Raw genomic sequence first — 18,837 nt, 5'->3', positions numbered from 1 at the left:
GCCATGCCTTTCAAAGCTGCGCTGTCCAGTCGAAGTCCCTGACATAGAGACCGATGGGGTTGAGACGGATGACGCCCTCGTCCTGCGGCGGTGTAAGGGTAACGGTGGCGATGCCGCGAAAGCGTCGGGTGGCTGTCTCCTTGCCGCGGCGATCGCGCTCGAACTCGGTCCAATCGACCTGATAGGACTGGTTCGAGAGCGCGACGATATTGTTGACCTCGACAGCGACCGTGGCGGCCTTCGCCTTCTCGAAGGGCGAATTGGAGCGGAACCAGGCATTGACCTTCTCTGTCGCCGGATCCGAGGTCCGGAGCAGGCCGTAGGTCCGGTCGATATATTGCTTTTGCACCACCGCATCCGGCGTCACGCTCCGGAAATTCGAGACGAAGCTGCCGAGCGTGGCGCGCACCACACGCGGATCGGCATATTCGATCTGCTGCGGGAAGCCGGCATCGGAGGCCGTTCCGAGCTTGTCGACCTCGACGATATAGGGAACGAGTTTCACCTGCGTGCTTTGGTAGAGCGCGTAAGTGAAGCCGATCACTGCCATCACCATGCCGGTGACGCCGACGATGCGCCAGGCTGCGGCCGCCTTCACATAGGAACCATAGCGCTCGTTCCACTCGTTGCGTGCTGCGAGGTAGGGATTGGCAATAGGGGGATTATCTGGCGGATTGCGTCCGGCCATGGGGATCAGCCTCCAGCTACTTGTTCTCGTTGATGGGTGGGGGCGGAGGCGGCGGTGTTGGTCGGCCCGACTGACGCGTCTGGTCGAGCTTGGCGTTGGCAAGGCCAAGCAGCGATCCGGCATAGGCGCCGGGTGAGGCGATCGCCTTCTCCTTGGCTGCCGATCCGGCAGCCCATCCAGCACTTCCAATGCCGGACGCCATGCCGCGAAGTGCCGCGCCCGCCATCGACGAGCCCCCGGCCCTCGCCAAGCTTGCCGTCTGCGCCCCTTTCGTCGCAGCACTCGCGCCGAGGAACGCGCCGCCGGCTGCGAAGGTCGCGGCCTGGCCGCCGTGGCGGATCGCTTCCATGCCGCCGGCGATGGAGGCGCCTTGGACCACGCCCTGCAGGATCGGCGGGACATACATGGCGATGACGAAGACCACCACCGAGATGCCGGCGATCGCAAGCGTGGTGATGAACTGCTCGGAGGTCGCCGTCGGCGCCTCGGCGAGCCCCAGCAGAATGTCGGAGCCGATCTTGGCGATCATTACCAGCGCCATCAGTTTCATGCCGACGGAGAAGGCGTAGACCAGATATTTGACCGCGAAATCCTTGGTGAAGGACGAGCCGCCGAGACCGAGCATGATCATGCCGGCGAGCAGGCCGACATACATCTCGACCATGACGGCGACGAAAATCGCGGCGACCAACGAGAAGCATACGACGACCACGACCATGGCAAAGACTGCGGCGATCGCCAGAGCATTGTCCTCCCACAGACCAAACTTCGCCTGTTCGGACATCTTCGTCGCGACCCGGATGCCCGCGTCGAAGATGTTTGCGGGTGAGGCCGAGCCGCCGCCGGCGCCGATGTGGTAGAGGCTGTCGACAACGGCCTTGGCGAAGGACGGTCCCTGGTCGAGGATGAAGGCGAAGAGGCCGATGAACATGATCCGCCGGACGAGCTCGGCGAACCAGCTGTCGAGCGAGGCGGCGTTGATCGCCAGCCACACCGCGGCGATCCCGACCTCGATGCCAGCCAGGATCCAGAACAGCGAACGCGCCGCGTTCATCACTGTCGTCTCCCAGCCCTTGGCGGCCGTGACGACGGAGTTTTCGAGCGTCGTCAGGACCGAGCCCTGCTGTGCGAATGCGGGTGCACTCGCCAACAGGACGAGCCCAGTTGCAATGAACACGAGCTCCAGCTTCCGGGAGGGACGGACGATCACCATCGCGGCTTCATCTCCTGGCCGCCACGGACGTTGCGGTCCGGATCGCCACCGAAGAACTTTTCGCGATGCTCGCTGCGTTCGGTATCCGAAGCGGGTAGTGTAGCGGCCGCGCCTGATCCGGACACGGGCGCCGGACGCGGCTGGACCACGATCCAGGTGACGACGCCGGCACTGAGCGCGGCGATCCCCGCCAATGCGAGGATGATGACCAGACGCGGGCTCACCAGCGGGGCTCCATCATCTGACCGCCGCGGATGTCACGTTCGGTTGCGCTGAAGAACTGTTCGCGACGGGCCTGCGCGAGATCCTTTTGCGCCTGTTCGGACTGGAACCACGTGCCCATCATGGTCATCTGCTGGGAGACGAGACCGCGCAGCTTCTGCATCTGCGCGACCTGCTGTGCAGCGATCTGATGCCCGACCTGCAGCGCCTTCATCTGTCCGTCCGCCGATTCCGACATCGAGCGCAGCGACGACATCGTGCCTTCCTCGCTCGAAAACTGGTCAGCCGTGAGATTGGCGGCTTTCAGCGTACCGGCGATCGTGTCGCGGTTCGTGTCGGACCAGTTCTGGTAGGTCGTGGAAAAGCTCGCGCCATCTGGCAGATTGCTCTTCATCTCGGCAAAACTCTGGAAACGCTGCTTGAGCACGTCATCGATATTGCCCATCGAGAAGGCGACGCCCTGTCCTTGCGCGACCACGTTTTGAAGGCTCTTCAGGTCGTTTTCGACCTGGCCCCAGATGTGGTTCGGAAGCTGGGCCGTGTTCTGCAGGAGATTGTTGTAAATGTTCAGCTGGTTCTGGATCTGCTCGGCAAGCTGGGAGATCTGGGTGATCTGGTTGTTCACCTGCTCAGCCGATTTGCCGACCAGCGAAACGAGCTCGGCATTGTTGGCGAGCTGTGTCCATTCGGTCGCCTGCCCGGTGACGCCGCCGGCATTGGCAAGAACCGGTAGATTGGCGGAAAGCATGATGGCCGAGATAATTGTGGCATGCGCCACCTTACTTGGCCGGGAAGAGTGTTTCGGCATGGGCGATCCCCCTTTGCTGGAGCCAAGGACAAGGCCATGCGGCCCCGTGTTCGGAATGCAGGGCGCGAATGCGCTTCAGATCTTCCTTGCCGGACGCGCCGACGAAGGAGAGCGCGACGGGCCCGAGCGCCATGTCGAAGAGCCTGCGGCCCTCGGGCGAGACGACGTAGTATTCGCGCTTTGGAAGCGCCGTCGCGACGATCTCGATCTGCCGTTCGTTGAAGCCGATGCGCTCATAGAACTCTCGCGTGCCGGGCTCCCGCGCAGCTCCATTCGGCAGGCAGATCTTGGTCGGGCAACTCTCCTTCAGTACATCGATGATGCCGGAGCGCTCGGCGTCCGAGATCGATTGGGTGGCGAGCACGACGGCGCAATTGGCCTTGCGTAAGACCTTCAGCCATTCGCGGATCTTGTCGCGGAAGACGGGATGGCCGAGCATCAGCCAGGCCTCATCGAGGATGATCAGGCTGGGTGCACCGGTCAGGCGTTTCTCGATGCGACGGAAGAGGTAAGTCAGCACCGGGACGAGATTGCGCTCGCCCATGTTCATCAGTTCCTCGATCTCGAAGCACTGGAACGCACCGAGCGCCAGTCCGTCCTCCTCGGCATCGAGAAGCTGCCCCATCGGACCGTCCACGGTGTAGTGGTGCAGAGCGTCCTTGATCTCGCGCATCTGGACGCCGGATACAAAGTCGGAGAGCGACCGGCCGCGCGATTCCGCCATCAGCCCGATCTGCCGGGAGATGGCGTTGCGATAGTCTGGTGTGATGGTCACACCCTGCAGCGCCACCAGGGTCTCGATCCATTCCGACGCCCAGGCGCGGTCGCCATCGGTCGAAAGATCGGCGAGCGGGCAGAAGGCCAGTCCCCTCCCCTCGCCTTCCGCTGAAGAAGCGAAATCGCCACCGATCTGGTAGTGATCGCCATTGAGCCCCAGCGTCAGCGGCAGCATCGAGCCACCTTTGTCGAAGGCGAAGACTTGCGCGCCGGCGTAGCGCCGGAACTGCGCGGCGATCAGCGCCAGCAGGGTGGATTTGCCGGAGCCTGTCGGCCCGAAGATCAGCGTGTGCCCGACATCATCGACATGCAGGTTCAGCCGGAACGGTGTCGAGCCCGAGGCAACCTGCATCAGCGGCGGTGAGCCAGGCGGATAGAAGGGGCAAGGCGCCGTCGGGCTTCCTGACCAGACGCTATTGAGAGGGATGAGATCGGCGAGGTTGCGCGTATTGATCAGCGGCTCGCGGATATTGGCATAGGAAACACCCGGCAGGCTGCCGAGAAAGGCATCGGTCGCATTCAGCGTTTCGATCCGTGCGCCAAACCCTTCCGCCTGGATAAGACGGCGAACCGCCTCGCATTTTTCCTGGCAGTGGACCTGATTCTCGTCGAAGAGGATGATGACCGGGGTGTAGTAGCCATAGGCGACGAGCTGGGACGAGGCTTCGGCGATCGCGTCTTCTGTCTCGGCCACCATCATCATGGCGTCCTGATCGACCGAACGGCTCTGTGTCTGGAACAATTGGTCGAAGAATGGGCGCACCTTCTGCTGCCATTTCTTGCGGGTGCGTTCGAGCTTCGCCCTCGCCTCTTCGGCATCGAGGAAGACGAAACGCGACGACCAGCGATAAGTGAGCGGCATCAGGTCGAGGCTGTTGAGGATGCCGGGCCAGCTCTCGGCTGGCAGGCCGTCGATAGCCACGACACCCAGAAAGCGATTTTCGACCAAAGGCGTGAGGCCGTGCTGCAATTCGGCCGTTACCAGCCAGTCGAGATACATGGGGATCTCGGGCAAGCGCACCGGGTGGTTCTCGCCGGTGATGCAGAAGCGGATAAACTGGAACAACTCGTCATATCGGGCGACCCGGAAACCGCCACCTGTGTGCGCCTCGCGTGTCATCATCCGCCGGATCGAAACGACATTGGCGAGATATTGCTCGACCTCGCGGATTGAGGCCAGGAAGCTATCGAGCGCCTTATCGGCATAGGTCGCGGAACGGCTGGTCGCATCGGAATAGACATAGCGCGTCAGCCCCGAGCGCCGCGGCTCGGGCGGCCGCCAGGTCAGGATCAGTGCGTGCCGGCTCTCGAAATGACCCCTCTCCTTCTGGAAATGCGCTCGCCGTTCGGCGTCGATCGCCCGCGTGACTGGATCTGGAAAGTGGCAATTGTCCTCGGCTGGATAGTCTCCGGTCGGAACCCTGATGGCCTCGACCTGGATCATCCAGCCGGAGCCGAGCCGAGACAGGATCGCGTTGATCTGCCGCGACACCTCATTGCGCTCGGCGTCGGTCGAGCTCTCGCTGTCGGGTCCGGCAAAATACCAGCCGGCCATCAGCGAGCCGTCCTTGAGCAGGATCACGCCGTTGTCGACCAGGCCGGCATAGGGCACCAGATCGGCAAAGGACGGACCGGAATGACGGAATGACTGGAGGGCAACCATCGAGAGCCCTCAGAACTTGCGCCAGGGCGACGACGTCGCGCGATAGAACGCCTTGTAAGAGATATGGCGGACATAGACCCGCCGCATCAAAGGATCGGCTTTCGCCATCATGCGCAGTGCTGCGACGGCAATCATCCAGATCGCGAGGCCGAAGAGCGCCGCGTACCAGGTTAGAACGACGAAGATCAGGATGATGGCGGCGAGTGCCGTCAGCAGCACGAGTTCGCGGTCAGCGCCCATCAACAGGTTCGGACGCGATAGCGCCCTGTGTACAGGCGAGCGGGAAAGGGTGGAGCCGGGCTCAGCCATGCGCTCCCTCCCCTTCTCTTGAAGGTTCGCGCGGCGGCGTAGCGATGTCGGTCGGTGACGGCGTGTCGACCGCTCCAATTGATGCACCGGTTGCGCCGAACAAGGCGACGATCTGTGTGGAGCCAAGCAGGATCCCGCCGACAAGGGCGATGAAGCAAAGCCGCCGCGCGAAATCGTTCAGTTCTCCGCCGAAGATCAGCATGCCGCCGGCGATGGCAACGGCTGCCAGGGCAATAAAGCCGGCGACGGGCCCGGTGATCGATTGCTGGATCTGCTGCAGCGGAGACTCCCATGGCAGGCCTCCACCACCAGAGGAGGCCAATGCCGGTTCTGCCAACGCCAGCGCGATGGTGGCGAGACCCAGGGTGGCGAGCTTTATCCTTGTCTCATGCGGCATGGCTGTCCTCATCAATCTGGGCGTAGTGTTTGGTCCGGTAGCGGGCATTGCTGAACCCCTCGACATGGATCACGTCCCGGACCCGCCTGCCCTTGCCTGTGCGCTCGATGGAAACAACAAGATCGACGGCTTCGCCGATCACCTCCTGCATCGGCTGCTGGCTCGCTTCCGCTGTCAGCTGCTCCAGCCGGCGGAGTGCTGACATTGCCGTATTGGAATGGATGGTGGTGACGCCTCCGGGATGACCGGTGTTCCAGGCCTTCAGCAGCGTAAGAGCCGCGCCGTCGCGGACCTCGCCGACGATAATGCGATCGGGTCTGAGCCGCATCGTGCTCTTCAGGAGCCGAGCCATATCGACCGTGTCGGTGGTGTGCAGCGACACGGCATTTTCCGCCGCGCACTGGATCTCGGCGGTGTCTTCCAGAATGAGCATGCGATCGTCGGTCGCCGTTGCGACAATCTCAGCGATGACGGCATTGGCGAGCGTTGTCTTGCCCGACCCGGTTCCGCCTGAGATCACGATGTTCATGCGCGACGCGATGGCGCTTCGTAAAACCGAGGCCTGCGCTTCGGTCATCACCTTCGACGTCACGTAGTCGTCGAGCGGGATGAGGCGTGACGCGCGACGACGGATCGTGAAGGCAGGGGCCGATACCACGGGGGGCAGCAGACCCTCGAACCGGTGGCCACCGATCGGCAGTTCGCCGGAGATGATCGGCCGTTCATCGTCTGCTTCCGACTGCAGCGCATGGGCGACGCTGCCGATGACGATTTCGGCCGTGGCAGCGCTCATGGCGCCGGCCGGGGCGACCCCGTGCCCCAACCGTTCGATGAATAGCCTTCCGTCGGGATTGAGCATGATCTCGACGACCGTTGCATCGTCGAGTGCGACGCAAAGCTGGTCTCCCAGGGCGTCCTGGAGTTTGCGCACGAGGCGGGGATGGGAGCGGAGTTGGGTCACGCGGCGCTCCTGAAGGGGCCGGAACCGTTGCGCACGATTACCGAGCGGTATCCTGGCGGGCAGACCTGTTCGAAGCTGGCGCGATCAGCCGGCAGACTGCCCGCGACGGCGACGGTGTTCCCGATCGCAACCGGATTGCCGAGGCGGTGCATTGGCCAGCCCGCACGCTTCAGGATGCGTTCAAAACGAAGATCGGTCGCGGTGACGATCTCGCTGTAACCATTCGCCATCGACCATTCGATGATGCCGGCGAACATGATGAGCGTCGCCTGATGGAGGGCCGCTCCCCTCCCCGCTTGAAGCGATGTGTCGACGCAGAAGCGTGAGCTCTCGATCATTGCGGCATGGGCGCCGAGCGAACCGCGCTCCAGCAGTTGCGGGAATGTCTGCTCCAGCATCGTCGGACCAGATACGGGCAACAAGCGTGCGCAGCCGACGACCTTCTGATCGGTGGAAATTGCCAGGATGTAGGTCGGGCGGAGATCATCATACTGATCCCGCTCTCCCTGTTCTGTGATGCTGACATCCCATTCCAGGCGACCGCCAAACACGGCAGCCCGAAGACGGTGCATCTGGTTCAGGTAGTTGTGGTTGCTTTTGTACTGGTCGGCCGAGACGCTTAGAATCTGCATTGTGATCTCCGCATGAACTGGTCAGGCGAAGGAAAATCATCTCGTGCTGCGTGTGGCTATGTGCAGATTTGCATCCGGTGATTCTACCGAATCGGCGCTATACGTCTCAAACGCCGGTTGGAACCGGGTTCTGGGATGTTGATAAGAGGTGCAGATCTGCATTTCGCTTTCAGTGGTGCCGGCGGACAAAGCCGGGCTAACATGCGGAAGTCTTTGGATGAATCGATATTCTGTCAGCCACTCCGGCAGTTCCGTTAACTACTTGTTAACTTTAAATCTCTTGCGACAATGCCGGAATCGCAGGATAGTTTCGCAAATGATGGCGTTCGAGCCATTTTTTCGAAACTGACGACCTCCGGGAAATAGTTCGCAAAATGAGCAATATGCCCAACAGATTTGATATTGAGATTGCCGAGCAAGGGGCGAAGATCTCAAGCGCGTTGCATATGTTGCGCAGCCAGCAGTACCCGCCTGATGCTCGCAAGGGATTGCGCAAGTTTCAGCTTGCTGAAGTTGCGGAATTCATGGGTGTCACCCAGACACACCTGAGGCAGCTCCATTCTGATGGGAAAGGGCCTGAGATCGAGACAATCGGTGGGCGCCGATACTATACGGCTGCCCAGATGCTGGAGCTCCGGGATTATCTTGAGGCCAACAAGAAGTCCGACAAGAGATACTATGTGCCGAGGCGGAAGGAAGGAGAGCCGATGCAGGTCGTATCGGTCGTCAACTTCAAGGGTGGAAGCGGCAAGACCACCACTGCCGCCCATTTGGCGCAATATCTCGCCCTCACCGGCCATCGTGTGCTGGCGATCGACCTTGACCCGCAGGCTTCACTGACTTCGCTTTTCGGGATCCAGCCGGAGCTTGATGATACTGCCTCTCTTTATGAGGCTCTTCGATTTGACGACGAGCGCAAGTCAATTAGTGCTGCCATCCAGCCCACCAATATTCCCGGCTTGGACGTGGTGCCGGCGAATCTGGTTCTTCAGGAGTACGAATATGATGTGCCGCTGGCAATCTCCTCCAACAAGGGGGAGGACGGCCGGCTCTTCTATATGCGGATCGCTAGCGCCCTGAAGCAGGTGGATGACAAGTACGATGTGGTCGTCATCGATTGCCCTCCTCAACTGGGCTACTTGACCATCACCGCGCTCATGGCCTCAACGGGGATCCTCATCACCATACATCCTCAAATGTTGGACATCATGTCAATGAGCCAGTTTCTCATGATGCTCGGAGGCATCATGGGTCCGGTCGCCGAAGCTGGCGCCGAAATGCGGGTGCAGTGGTTCCGCTATCTCATCACGCGTTTTGAGCCCACCGACATCCCGCAGGCTCAGATGGTTGGGTTCATGCAGTCGATGTTCGCGCAGCAGATGCTGCGGAACCACGTGCTTAAGTCCACAGCGATTTCCGATGCGTCCATCAAGAAGCAGACCCTGTACGAGGTGGAGCGCGGGGAATTCGTCCGCGCAACCTACGACAGGGCGATGGAGAGCTTGAATTCCACAAACGCCGAAATTGTGGAGCTCATCCATGGTGTCTGGGGGAGAAAATGAGCAGCTTGTCAGCCGTTTTTTTCACCGTTTTGCCTAGCTCTGTCAGACCTTTACCGGCGTTGACGCAAAATTTGGAGTGCGCCCATGTCCCGTAAAAATCCATTCGCCAATCTGGATATGGTGGCGATCTCGGCCAGCCAGACGCCGACAAAGCCTGGTTATGGCATGACAGGCGCCGCCAAGACGGTTGTTCGCTCCATTGAAGATATGGCCGAGAACACCAAGAAGCTCATGGAAGGTGAGGTGATCGTGGATCTCGATCCGCGATTGATTGACGTGTCCTTCGTGGCCGACCGCCTTTCAGACGACGGCGAGGAGTTTCAGGAACTGCTTCAGGCGATCAAGGAATCTGGACAGACGACGCCTATCCTTGTTCGCCCCAGTTCCACGGATGCCAAGCGATACATGGTCGTGTTCGGTCACCGTCGTCTCAGGGTGGCTCGCGAGCTCGGAGTTCCGGTCAAAGCAATCGTAAAGAAGCTCGACGATATCACTTCGGCGATCGTGCAGGGACAGGAAAACGCAGCCCGTTCAAACCTGTCATTCATTGAACGCGCCTACTTCGCTCAGAACCTGATCGTGTCTGGGATGACCAAGGAGACGGTTCGTTCTTCGCTCGCCATCGATGAGGCGATGCTGTCGAAGATGCTTGCTGTCGTCGAGGCGGTGCCAGCGCCAGTCATTCAGGCCTTGGGTGCATCGAAGAAAATTGGGCGTGACCGGTGGCTCAGCCTCCGGCAGCTGTTACTTGCCCCTGCCCTCTCCAAGGTCGCCGTTGAGCATGCAGCGTCGGTCGACTTTCAAAAGCTTCCTGAAGCCGAGCGGTTTGATGAACTTCATGACTACGTGAAGCGATACAAGGCCAAATCGGCTGCGAAAAAGCCCAAAGCCGATACCGCAGCAAAAGACTGGATCTCGTCTGATCGCTCGCTGAATTTCGCGATGACCGCCAAAGCGAAGAAGGTTGCCATCGAGCTCACGAATGTCGAAGCCAAGCCCTTCAGCGAATGGCTGTCTTCTCGCATGGATCGCTTGTACGAGGAGTACAAGGGGTCGCAAAACGAAACCAACGGAGACTAAACCGCAAAAGAAAAAGGCCCCCAAACGGCGAACCGTGGAAGCCTCTCTCGTCATCTCTAGCAGGATCGAGAATCGCATTTCCCGGAATCACAGTCAAGAGTCTTGGCGCCATTTTGGTGAGCGGATTTCTTTTGCCTGAAGAAAGGTGAGAGAAAAATGCAAACGGGAGATGTGACGACGCCCTTTGGGCGGCGGTCGATGTCGCTTGCCCTGGTTAGAAGACAGATGGCGATCAAGGATCCGGATCACAACACGCGGATTGACAAGTGGAAAGTGTTTCGCGATGTCTGCGAGGCGCGAGAACGCCTTGGACTTCAGGATCGGGCCTTGGCCGTTCTCGATGCCCTATTGACATTTTACCCGCACGGGGAGCTCGATTGGAGCCGCTTGCTTGTCGTTTTCCCATCCAATGCGCAGCTATCGGTTCGCGCTCACGGGATCACGGAAAGCACACTCAGGCGGCAACTCGCGGCACTTGTCGAGGCCGGGCTCATCTTGCGCCGCGATAGTCCCAACGGGAAGCGATACGCGCATCGCAGTCGTGACGGTGAAGTAGAGCAGGCTTACGGCTTCGATCTGACCCCTCTTCTGGCTCGCGCCCATGAACTTGCGCAAATCGCACAGGATGTCGCTGCGGAGCGAACACGGCTCCGGCGGACAAAAGAAGCTCTTACGATCTGCCGGCGAGACGTGCGCAAGCTCATCTCAGCTGCGGTGGAGGAGGGCGCGCCCGGCAACTGGGGACAGGTAGAAGCGGTCTATGTCGACATTCTTGCGCGCCTTCCACGCTATCCGGAGAAAGGCCAGCTCGAACTCGCACTCGATGAAATGCAGCTGCTTCGGGCAGAGATCCTGAACATCCTGGAAATGCAGCTAAAATCTGAGAATATGAATGGCAATGCAGTTCAGAATGACCGGTACATACAAAATTCAAATACCGAATCTATCTATGAACTTGAACCTAGCTCTGAAAAAGAGCAGGGCGGAAACCCCGAGGATGAACGTCAGGCCAAGAGCGAGGCGAATGGGGGAACGAAGGCCAAGCCAGAGCCAATAAAGACCTTCCCACTCGGGATGGTACTTCGGGCCTGCCCGCAGATTGCCGACTATGGTCCCGGCGGCCGTATAGAAAACTGGCGCGAGCTCATGAAGGCCGCCGTCGTGGTGCGCTCCATGCTCGGCGTCAGTCCGTCAGCCTACGAGGAGGCGTGCAGCGCGATGGGGCCGGAAAATGCCGCGGTGGCCATGGCTTCCATACTCGAACGATCGAACTTTATAACATCTGCCGGCGGCTATCTGCGGGATCTCACCAGGCGCTCTGAACGTGGGGAGTTTTCGCTGGGTCCGATGTTGATGGCTCTCATGAAAGTGAATGACCCGGGAAATCGAAGGACTGCTTGACGTCAGTGAGGCGAGACAGGCGCAGGAAGTCGGCGCACGGGCTCTCTCGGAGCATGCGACTTGTCAGCCGTTTTTTTCCGCGATTTCCTGTTGCAATACAGGGTTTTACGGGTTTTGAAGGCTAAATTCCGACAGCGGATGGTAAGAATCTTAGGCTTTGGTCAGTCTTTGGTGTTGTCTTCCGATTTGCGCCAATAGGAGCCATGGACTACTTCGAGGGTGCAGGCTGGAATTGGACCGTGAGGGGACAGTCCGCTTCTGTCGGACGAACCCTGTAAGTAGACGCTTGGCCGGAGAGGCCAACAACAGTCCAGCGTCGTCCGACTTTCGGCTAGTGCGCGCAAGACCTCGAAGAGGCGAAGCGGAAATGATTTCCGCCCGCTATGGCCGGATGGCCGGAAGCTCGCGTCCCACGTCAGAAATCCCAGTCTTCGTCCTCGGTCGCGACCGCCTTGCCGATGACGTAAGATGAGCCGGACCCGGAGAAGAAGTCGTGGTTCTCGTCGGCATTGGGCGAGAGCGCCGAGAGGATCGCCGGATTGACCTTGCAGGCCTCCGGCGGGAAGAGCGCCTCGTAGCCGAGGTTCATCAGCGCCTTGTTGGCATTGTAATGCAGGAACTTCTTCACGTCCTCGGTCAGGCCGACGCCGTCATAGAGGTCTTCCGTGTAACGCGCCTCGTTGTCGTAGAGTTCGAGCATCAAATCGAAAGCGAAGTCCTTGATCTCCTGCCGGCGCGCCTCCGGCTCGCGCTCCAGCGCGCGCTGGAATTTGTAGCCGATGTAATAACCGTGCACGGCCTCGTCGCGGATAATCAGGCGAATGAGGTCGGCGGTGTTGGTGAGCTTGGCGCGGCTCGACCAGTACATTGGCAGATAGAAGCCGGAATAGAAGAGGAAGCTTTCGAGGAAGACGGACGCCACCTTCTTTTTCAGGAGATCGGCGCCATCATATTGCTCCATGATCAGTGCGGATTTCTTCTGCAGGAACTCGTTTTCCTCCGACCAGCGATAGGCATCATCGACATCCGGCGTCGAGACCACCTGCCATGACGGCGGCCTTTAGTTCCGCCCAGTCTTCCTGCGTCGGAATATGGATGCCGGCCTTGTCGAAGAGGTCGGTCACCTTCTCCGTCGCCGGTTTCCATTCGCGCTCTGTGTATTTGTCGAAATACTCGCCCGTCGCATATTTCGAGGACTCGAAGCCCTTGAAGCTTCGGCCCTTCTCGACGGCCAGGCGGTTCGATGCCCTGAGCGCGTGATAGGTCACCGTATAGAAGTAGATGTTGGTGAAATCGACGCCCTCTTCCGAACCATAGAAGATGCGCTCGCGGGCGAGATAGCCATGGAGGTTCATCTGGCCGAGACCGATCGCGTGGCTGTCGTCATTACCCTTGGCAACCGATGGAACCGACATGATGTTGCTCATCTCCGAGACGGCCGTCAGCGCCCGGATCGAGGTCTCAATGGTCCGGGCAAAGTCGGCACTGTCCATGGCAGAGGCAATGTTCAGCGAGCCGAGATTGCAGGAGATGTCCTTGCCCATTTGCGAATAGGACAGGTCCTCGTCGAACTGGCTTGCCTCACTCACCTGCAGGATTTCCGAGCAGAGATTGCTCATGGAGATGCGTCCCGCGATAGGATTGGCGCGGTTCACCGTGTCCTCGAACATGATGTAGGGATAACCGCTCTCGAACTGGATTTCCGCGATCACCTGGAAGAAGTCGCGCGCCTTGATCTTCTTCTTGCGGATGCTGGCATCCGCGACCATTTCGCGATATTTCTCCGTCACCGAGATCTCGGTAAAGGCCACGCCATAGACGCGCTCCACGTCATGCGGCGAGAAGAGATACATGTCCTCGTTGTTCTTCGCGAGTTCGAAGGTGATATCGGGAATGACGACGCCGAGCGACAGCGTCTTGATGCGGACCTTCTCGTCGGCATTTTCGCGCTTGGTATCGAGGAAGCGCATGATGTCGGGGTGATGGGCGTGCAGATAGACGGCACCCGCCCCCTGGCGCGCGCCGAGTTGGTTGGCATAGGAGAAGCTGTCCTCCAGCAGTTTCATCACCGGGATAACACCGGAAGACTGGTTTTCGATCTGCTTGATCGGTGCGCCCATCTCCCGGATGTTGGTGAGTGACAGCGCCACGCCACCACCGCGCTTGGAGAGCTGGAGCGCCGAATTGATCGAGCGCCCGATGCTTTCCATATTGTCCTCGACCCGCAGCAGGAAGCAGGAGACGAGTTCGCCGCGTTGCTTCTTGCCGGCATTCAGGAAAGTCGGGGTTGCCGGTTGGAAGCGGCCGGAGATGATCTCGTCGACCAGATCGCGGGCGAGTTGTTCACTGCCGCGCGCCAAAGTCAGCGCGACCATGCAGACCCGGTCTTCGTAGCGTTCAAGGTAGCGCTTTCCGTCGAAGGTCTTCAGCGTATAGGAGGTGTAGTATTTGAAGGCGCCGAGGAAGGTCGGGAAGCGGAATTTTCGCGCATAGGCTTCGTCGAAGAGGTCGCGGACGAAGTTGAACGAATACTGGTCCAGAACCTCACGCTCGTAATAGCCCTCGGTCACCAGGTAATCGAGCTTCTCCCTCAGGTTATGGAAGAAGACGGTGTTTTGGTTGACGTGCTCGAGGAAATACTGCTTCGCCGCCTGCCGGTCCTTGTCGAACTGGATCTTCCCCTCTTCATCGAAGAGGTTCAGCATGGCGTTGAGCGCGTGATAATCGAGCGTGGCCTCGGCCGGCGCGCCCGTCTTTGTGTGGGTCAGCGTGTCCAAAATCGTTCCAGTCCCTGTCTGACGGCGGCAACGTCTTCCTGCGTTCCGAGAAGCTCGAACCGGTAGAGAAGCGGGACGCCACATTTGTCGGCGATGATCTTGCCGGCGCGCCCATAGGCCTCGCCGAAATTGGTGTTACCTGCCGCGATCACGCCGCGGATCAGGCTGCGATTGCTTGGATTGTTGAGGAAGCGGATGACCGCTTTCGGCACCGCCCCCTTGTCACCGCCGCCGCCATAGGTGGGAGTGACAAGCACAAACGGGGCCTCGACCACGGGCGGCTCCTCCGTTCCATCGATCGGCAGACGCAGCGCCTCCCCCCCGAGCTTCTCGACGAAGCGGCGGGTGTTTTCCGATCGACTGGAGAAGTAGACGAGGCCGCCCACAGCACCGACCTCAGGAGAGCGCGCTGATCATATCAGGGCGGAAGCCTGCCCAATGCTGCTCACCAGCGATGACGACAGGCACCTGGCGGTAGCCCAATTCCTGCACGAGGGCGAAGGCTCGCGCATCCTCGGAGACATCAACGACGGTGTAGTCGATGCCCTGACGATCGAGGGCACGGGTGGTGGCGGTGCATTGAACGCAGGCGGGCTTGGAATAGACGGTGATCGACATGGGTTCCTCGTGAAAGATGGGCGCAGACGCACCCTCCCGGACTGAGTTCAGCCCGGAGCAGAAAGGGAAAAGCGGAGAAGACGAAGCGAATGGCCGCAGTCGAAACGACTACGGATCAACGATGATCTGGAATGACATGTTCATGGCCTTCACCCCGAAGCAGACATTTGACGGGGCAGCGAGAACGGCACCGGCCCGGAGACGCCCGGACTCGATCAACCGCACCCTGCCGGACACCCCGCCGGCGGACGTTTCGATCAAGGCAGGTCTCCTGGCTCACGGGTCGTCGCACCCTCTCCGCCTTCCCGGTTAATCCCAGTGGCCTGATGGAGAAAGCACTCGCCGTTCACAGTTGCGGGGGCAGCCTCGGCTTCACGGACCTCATGTCCGCTACCGAATTCCCGTCTTAGCCCCTGATCCGCATGCGAATCGAAGGGAACCTCGAACACTAGATATAGTAGACGAGGTTAAATCTGCGTCAACGGCTATGATGCGCCTGTGCCGAATCCATCGGGGATAACCGGAACAGGCCTTTGGTTTTCGTCAACGGCCACGAGGACGAAAAGGCCTTTCGCCGTCTGGCAGCGCTCGCCACTGAGAAGCGCCTCGGACCAAAGCTCAACCTCGACGGTCATCGACGTTCTGCCCGTGGAAACGACCCTGGCGACCGCCTCGACGATCGATCCCACCCGGATCGGATGATGGAAGTCGAGCCGCTCCGAGGACGCCAGCACGGCAAGCGTCCGGCACAATCTCGATGCTGCCACGAAGGCGGCCTTGGTCATGAAGGCGATCGCATCGCCACCGAACATCATGCCGGAACTGTTGGCCTGGTCGGCAAAGACGATATCCGCCATTCGGACCTCTCCGGGTGGCGGGACATCATGCGTGGTCGCCAGCGGTGGCAATGACCAGGTCTCGCGGAGCGGCGGATCCAGCGACGCGACGATGTGGAAGACACCCCGGGTGCAGCGATGCCGCTCACACGTGCTGATCGCTTCCGCAAGCATCTCGACCTCGACCGTCAGCGAGCGGCGACCAGCCCAAATCGGCGTCGCCACGAAGGACACGATCTCGCCGACATGGGCGGGCTTCTTGAACTCGACCCTTTCGCAAGATGCCGTGACGAAGGGAACACGCCCCTGCTTCGTCGCAGCGATAAAGGCGACGCGATCCATGGCGGAAAGGCCCGCTCCGCCGAAGAGCGTGCCGTGATGATTGGTGGCACCCGGAAAGACGATATCGATCAGCGTTGTGGGAGCCGGCCCGCCGGCCGGCTCTCCTTCGCTCATGAACTCCCGTTTCATGCGCTGATCCTCCACCCGTCGGTTTCGGACATGCGCTTGCGAAGAAGGCGGGCAGCCGAGACCATGTTGGCGAGTGCCGGCTTGACCTCCGCCCAGCCCCTGGTTTTCAGACCGCAATCCGGATTGACCCACAGCTGCTCGGCATCGATGCGCCTGGCCGCCGCCTCCAGCAGTTCGACCATCTCCTCCACCGTCGGGACCCGCGGGGAATGAATGTCATAGACACCGGGACCGATCTCGTTGGGATAACTGGTGTCACCGAAGACATCGAGCAGCTCCATCTTCGACCGGGAGGTCTCGATAGAAATGACATCGGCATCGAGCGCGACTATGGCCGGCATGATGTCGTTGAACTCGGAATAGCACATATGGGTGTGGATCTGGGTCTGGTCTGCCACGCTGGAGGCCGACAGACGGAAGCTTTCCGTTGCCCACTCGAGGTAATACTGCCAGTCGTCACGGCGCAGCGGAAGGCCTTCCCGGAGCGCCGGCTCGTCGATTTGGATGATCGCAATCCCAGCAGCCTCGAGGTCGGTCACCTCGTCGCGGATCGCAAGGGCGATCTGGCGGCACACCTCGGCACGGGGGATGTCGTCCCGAACGAAGGACCATTGCAGCATGGTCACCGGCCCGGTCAGCATGCCTTTGACAGGTTTTGCGGTCTTGGATTGCGCAAACTCGGCCCAGTCCACGGTCATCGGGCGTGGTCGCGACACATCACCGAAAATGATTGGCGGGCGCACGCAGCGCGAGCCATAGCTCTGGACCCAGCCACTCCTGGTGAAGGCATAACCGTCCATCTGCTCGGCGAAATACTGAACCATGTCGTTGCGCTCGAATTCGCCATGCACCAGCACATCGATGCCGATGTCCTCCTGCCAGCGGATCGCGGCTTCCGTCTCCCGCTCGAGTAAGGCACGGTAGTCGATATAGGAGAGTTCGCCCCGCTGGTGCGCAGCGCGGGCTGCCCGGACCTCCGATGTCTGCGGGAAGGATCCGATTGTCGTCGTCGGCAAGGGCGGCAGGGACAGATGATGGGCCTGAACGGCCTTCCGCGCAGCGAACGGACTTGTCCGCTTCGCCATCTCAGGCGTCAAAGATGCCAACCGCCCCTCGACCAGCGGATCATGCACCTTGCGGGATGCCCGGCGCATAGCGACCGCCCGAACCGACGCTCCGATCCGAGTTTCGACGGTCTCCCTGTTGCCGGACAGCGCCTGTTTGAGCACAGCCAATTCCTCGAGCTTTTCCGTAGCGAAGCTGAGCGAGGCCCTGAGCTCGAGATCCAGCGCCGTTTCGTCGGCGAGGTCATAAGGCAGATGCAGCAGGCTGCAGGAGGGGGCGAGTTGCAGGCGATCCGCCGCGCGCTGCCCGACCAGGGGAGCGAGATCGCGAAGAACGGCATCCAGATCGGCGCGCCAGATGTTGCGGCCGTCGAGCACCCCGAGCGAGAGGGTGAGATGCGGTGGCGCATTCGCCACGATCCGATTCAGCTCATCGGCACCCCTGATCCCGTCGATATGCGCACCATCCACCGGCAGCGCGAGTGCTGCCTCCAGATTGTCGCCGTAGGCCCCGAAATAGCTCGCGACCATCACGGAGAGATCTGGAACCGCCTGAGCGAGAGCCGAGAAGGCCCGCGTCAGGCAATCGCGCGCCTTGTCGGTGAGATCGAGCGCCAGGCATGGCTCGTCGATCTGTACCCAATCTGCACCGGCCTCGTGGAGTTCGGCGAGCATCTGGCGGTAGACCGGGAGTAGCCGGTCAAGAAGATCAAGCGGATCCGAACCGTCGCGTGCCTTGCCGAGCTTGAGGAAGGTCACAGGACCGAGGATCACGGGCCGCGTGTGAATTCCGATCTCCCTGGCCTCCAGGAACGCGTCGAGAGGTCTGTTCCCGGTCAGCGAGAAAGCCTGCCCAGCCTGAAATTCCGGGACGAGATAGTGGTAGTTCGTGTCGAACCACTTGGTCATCTCCAGCGCAGGCCGCCCGGTGCCATGCGGGTTCGCGCAGCCGCAATCGGCCGCGTCGCCAGCCCTCTTGCCCCGCGCGAGCGCAAAATAGGTTTCGAGCGAAACCTGCCCTTCCGTCCAGCCGTACCCGTCCGGAATCGCGCCGACCATCACGGCATGGTCGAGAACATGGTCGTAGAGAGAAAAGTCGTTGGACGGGATGATGTCGATCCCGTGCTCCTGCTGCAGTTTCCAGTGTCGGTGGCGCAGATCCCGCGCCACCTGAAGAAGGGTCGCCTCATCGCTCTTGCCCGCCCAATAGGCTTCGAGCGCGAATTTCAGTTCGCGCTTCCTGCCGATCCTGGGAAAACCGAGATTTGCCGTCTTGATGCTCATTTCCTTGTACCCCGAAGGTTATGGGCAAGGCATGGGCACGACGCATCAACGAGACGGACACAAATGTGCCGTTC

Annotated in this window: 17 protein-coding genes, 2 pseudogenes and 1 riboswitch; of the genes and pseudogenes, 3 read left to right on the top strand and 16 right to left on the bottom strand. The window is 60.5% G+C overall.

Annotation, left to right across the window (positions count from 1 at the left end):
• Positions 1-10: 10 nt before the first annotated feature.
• The 9 genes from OU993_RS18385 to OU993_RS18345 are packed head-to-tail and all read right to left on the bottom strand — an operon-like array spanning position 11 to position 7,670.
• On the bottom strand, positions 11-688 hold the full coding sequence (locus OU993_RS18385; RefSeq protein ID WP_268159946.1) for a conjugal transfer protein TrbF: 678 nt from the start codon (positions 686-688) through the stop codon (positions 11-13).
• Positions 689-704: 16 nt separating this feature from the next.
• Positions 705-1,901 (bottom strand): P-type conjugative transfer protein TrbL, encoded by a 1,197-nt coding sequence (gene trbL, locus OU993_RS18380; RefSeq protein ID WP_268159944.1) that lies wholly within the window; start codon positions 1,899-1,901, stop codon positions 705-707.
• Positions 1,895-2,125, bottom strand: coding sequence for an entry exclusion protein TrbK (trbK, locus tag OU993_RS18375; RefSeq protein ID WP_268159942.1), 231 nt, complete (start codon positions 2,123-2,125; stop codon positions 1,895-1,897). The genes trbL and trbK overlap by 7 nt, the downstream gene beginning before the upstream one ends.
• Positions 2,122-2,931, bottom strand: a complete 810-nt coding sequence (gene trbJ, locus OU993_RS18370; protein ID WP_268159940.1) for a P-type conjugative transfer protein TrbJ — start codon at positions 2,929-2,931, stop codon at positions 2,122-2,124. The genes trbK and trbJ overlap by 4 nt, the downstream gene beginning before the upstream one ends.
• A complete protein-coding gene (locus OU993_RS18365; protein WP_268159938.1) occupies positions 2,903-5,371 on the bottom strand; it encodes a conjugal transfer protein TrbE in 2,469 nt (822 codons plus the stop codon). The genes trbJ and OU993_RS18365 overlap by 29 nt, the downstream gene beginning before the upstream one ends.
• Positions 5,372-5,380: 9 nt before the next feature.
• The gene (locus OU993_RS18360) at positions 5,381-5,680 is read right to left on the bottom strand and encodes a conjugal transfer protein TrbD (RefSeq protein WP_268159937.1); all 300 of its coding nucleotides are present in this window, start codon (positions 5,678-5,680) and stop codon (positions 5,381-5,383) included.
• A complete protein-coding gene (trbC, locus tag OU993_RS18355; protein ID WP_268159935.1) occupies positions 5,673-6,077 on the bottom strand; it encodes a conjugal transfer pilin TrbC in 405 nt (134 codons plus the stop codon). Before trbC ends, OU993_RS18360 begins: the two co-directional genes overlap by 8 nt.
• On the bottom strand, positions 6,067-7,038 hold the full coding sequence (gene trbB / locus OU993_RS18350) for a P-type conjugative transfer ATPase TrbB (RefSeq protein ID WP_268159933.1): 972 nt from the start codon (positions 7,036-7,038) through the stop codon (positions 6,067-6,069). The genes trbC and trbB overlap by 11 nt, the downstream gene beginning before the upstream one ends.
• On the bottom strand, positions 7,035-7,670 hold the full coding sequence (locus tag OU993_RS18345) for an acyl-homoserine-lactone synthase (RefSeq protein ID WP_268159931.1): 636 nt from the start codon (positions 7,668-7,670) through the stop codon (positions 7,035-7,037). The genes trbB and OU993_RS18345 overlap by 4 nt, the downstream gene beginning before the upstream one ends.
• A gap of 374 nt (positions 7,671-8,044) precedes the next feature.
• Here OU993_RS18345 and repA point away from each other — a divergent pair, with 374 nt between their 5' ends.
• From repA to repC, 3 genes are all read left to right on the top strand, one after another.
• Positions 8,045-9,232 (top strand): plasmid partitioning protein RepA, encoded by a 1,188-nt coding sequence (gene repA / locus OU993_RS18340; RefSeq protein WP_268159929.1) that lies wholly within the window; start codon positions 8,045-8,047, stop codon positions 9,230-9,232.
• Positions 9,233-9,316: 84 nt separating this feature from the next.
• The gene (gene repB / locus OU993_RS18335; RefSeq protein WP_268159927.1) at positions 9,317-10,312 is read left to right on the top strand and encodes a plasmid partitioning protein RepB; all 996 of its coding nucleotides are present in this window, start codon (positions 9,317-9,319) and stop codon (positions 10,310-10,312) included.
• A 156-nt stretch (positions 10,313-10,468) separates the two neighbouring features.
• On the top strand, positions 10,469-11,713 hold the full coding sequence (gene repC, locus OU993_RS18330; protein ID WP_268159925.1) for a plasmid replication protein RepC: 1,245 nt from the start codon (positions 10,469-10,471) through the stop codon (positions 11,711-11,713).
• A gap of 415 nt (positions 11,714-12,128) precedes the next feature.
• On the opposite strand, the pseudogene OU993_RS18325 reads toward repC, so the two are convergent.
• The 7 genes and pseudogenes from OU993_RS18325 to metE all read right to left on the bottom strand — a co-directional run.
• A pseudogene (locus OU993_RS18325) lies at positions 12,129-12,746 on the bottom strand (ribonucleotide-diphosphate reductase subunit beta); the annotation flags it as partial.
• A gap of 1 nt (position 12,747) precedes the next feature.
• Positions 12,748-14,574 (bottom strand): annotated as a pseudogene (nrdE, locus tag OU993_RS18320) (class 1b ribonucleoside-diphosphate reductase subunit alpha); the annotation flags it as partial.
• Positions 14,478-14,876 (bottom strand): class Ib ribonucleoside-diphosphate reductase assembly flavoprotein NrdI, encoded by a 399-nt coding sequence (gene nrdI, locus OU993_RS18315; RefSeq protein WP_268159924.1) that lies wholly within the window; start codon positions 14,874-14,876, stop codon positions 14,478-14,480. The pseudogene nrdE and the gene nrdI, both read right to left, overlap by 97 nt.
• A 10-nt stretch (positions 14,877-14,886) precedes the next feature.
• The gene (nrdH, locus tag OU993_RS18310) at positions 14,887-15,108 is read right to left on the bottom strand and encodes a glutaredoxin-like protein NrdH (protein ID WP_268159922.1); all 222 of its coding nucleotides are present in this window, start codon (positions 15,106-15,108) and stop codon (positions 14,887-14,889) included.
• 108 nt (positions 15,109-15,216) lie between these two features.
• A complete protein-coding gene (locus OU993_RS18305; RefSeq protein WP_268159921.1) occupies positions 15,217-15,369 on the bottom strand; it encodes a hypothetical protein in 153 nt (50 codons plus the stop codon).
• Positions 15,353-15,567: riboswitch (cobalamin riboswitch) on the bottom strand. It overlaps the preceding gene by 17 nt.
• Before the next feature lie 26 nt (positions 15,568-15,593).
• Positions 15,594-16,415, bottom strand: coding sequence for an acyl-CoA thioesterase (locus OU993_RS18300; RefSeq protein ID WP_268159920.1), 822 nt, complete (start codon positions 16,413-16,415; stop codon positions 15,594-15,596).
• Positions 16,412-18,763 carry a 5-methyltetrahydropteroyltriglutamate--homocysteine S-methyltransferase gene (gene metE / locus OU993_RS18295; protein ID WP_268159918.1) on the bottom strand — a complete coding sequence of 784 codons (2,352 nt, stop codon included), beginning with the start codon at positions 18,761-18,763 and terminating at the stop codon, positions 16,412-16,414. The genes OU993_RS18300 and metE overlap by 4 nt, the downstream gene beginning before the upstream one ends.
• Between the last annotated feature and the right edge of the window lie 74 nt (positions 18,764-18,837).

It is taken from the genome of Rhizobium sp. SL86 (assembly GCF_026672545.1).
In the GTDB taxonomy this organism is placed as follows: domain Bacteria; phylum Pseudomonadota; class Alphaproteobacteria; order Rhizobiales; family Rhizobiaceae; genus Neorhizobium.
This window is presented reverse-complemented; position numbering and strand designations above follow the sequence as displayed.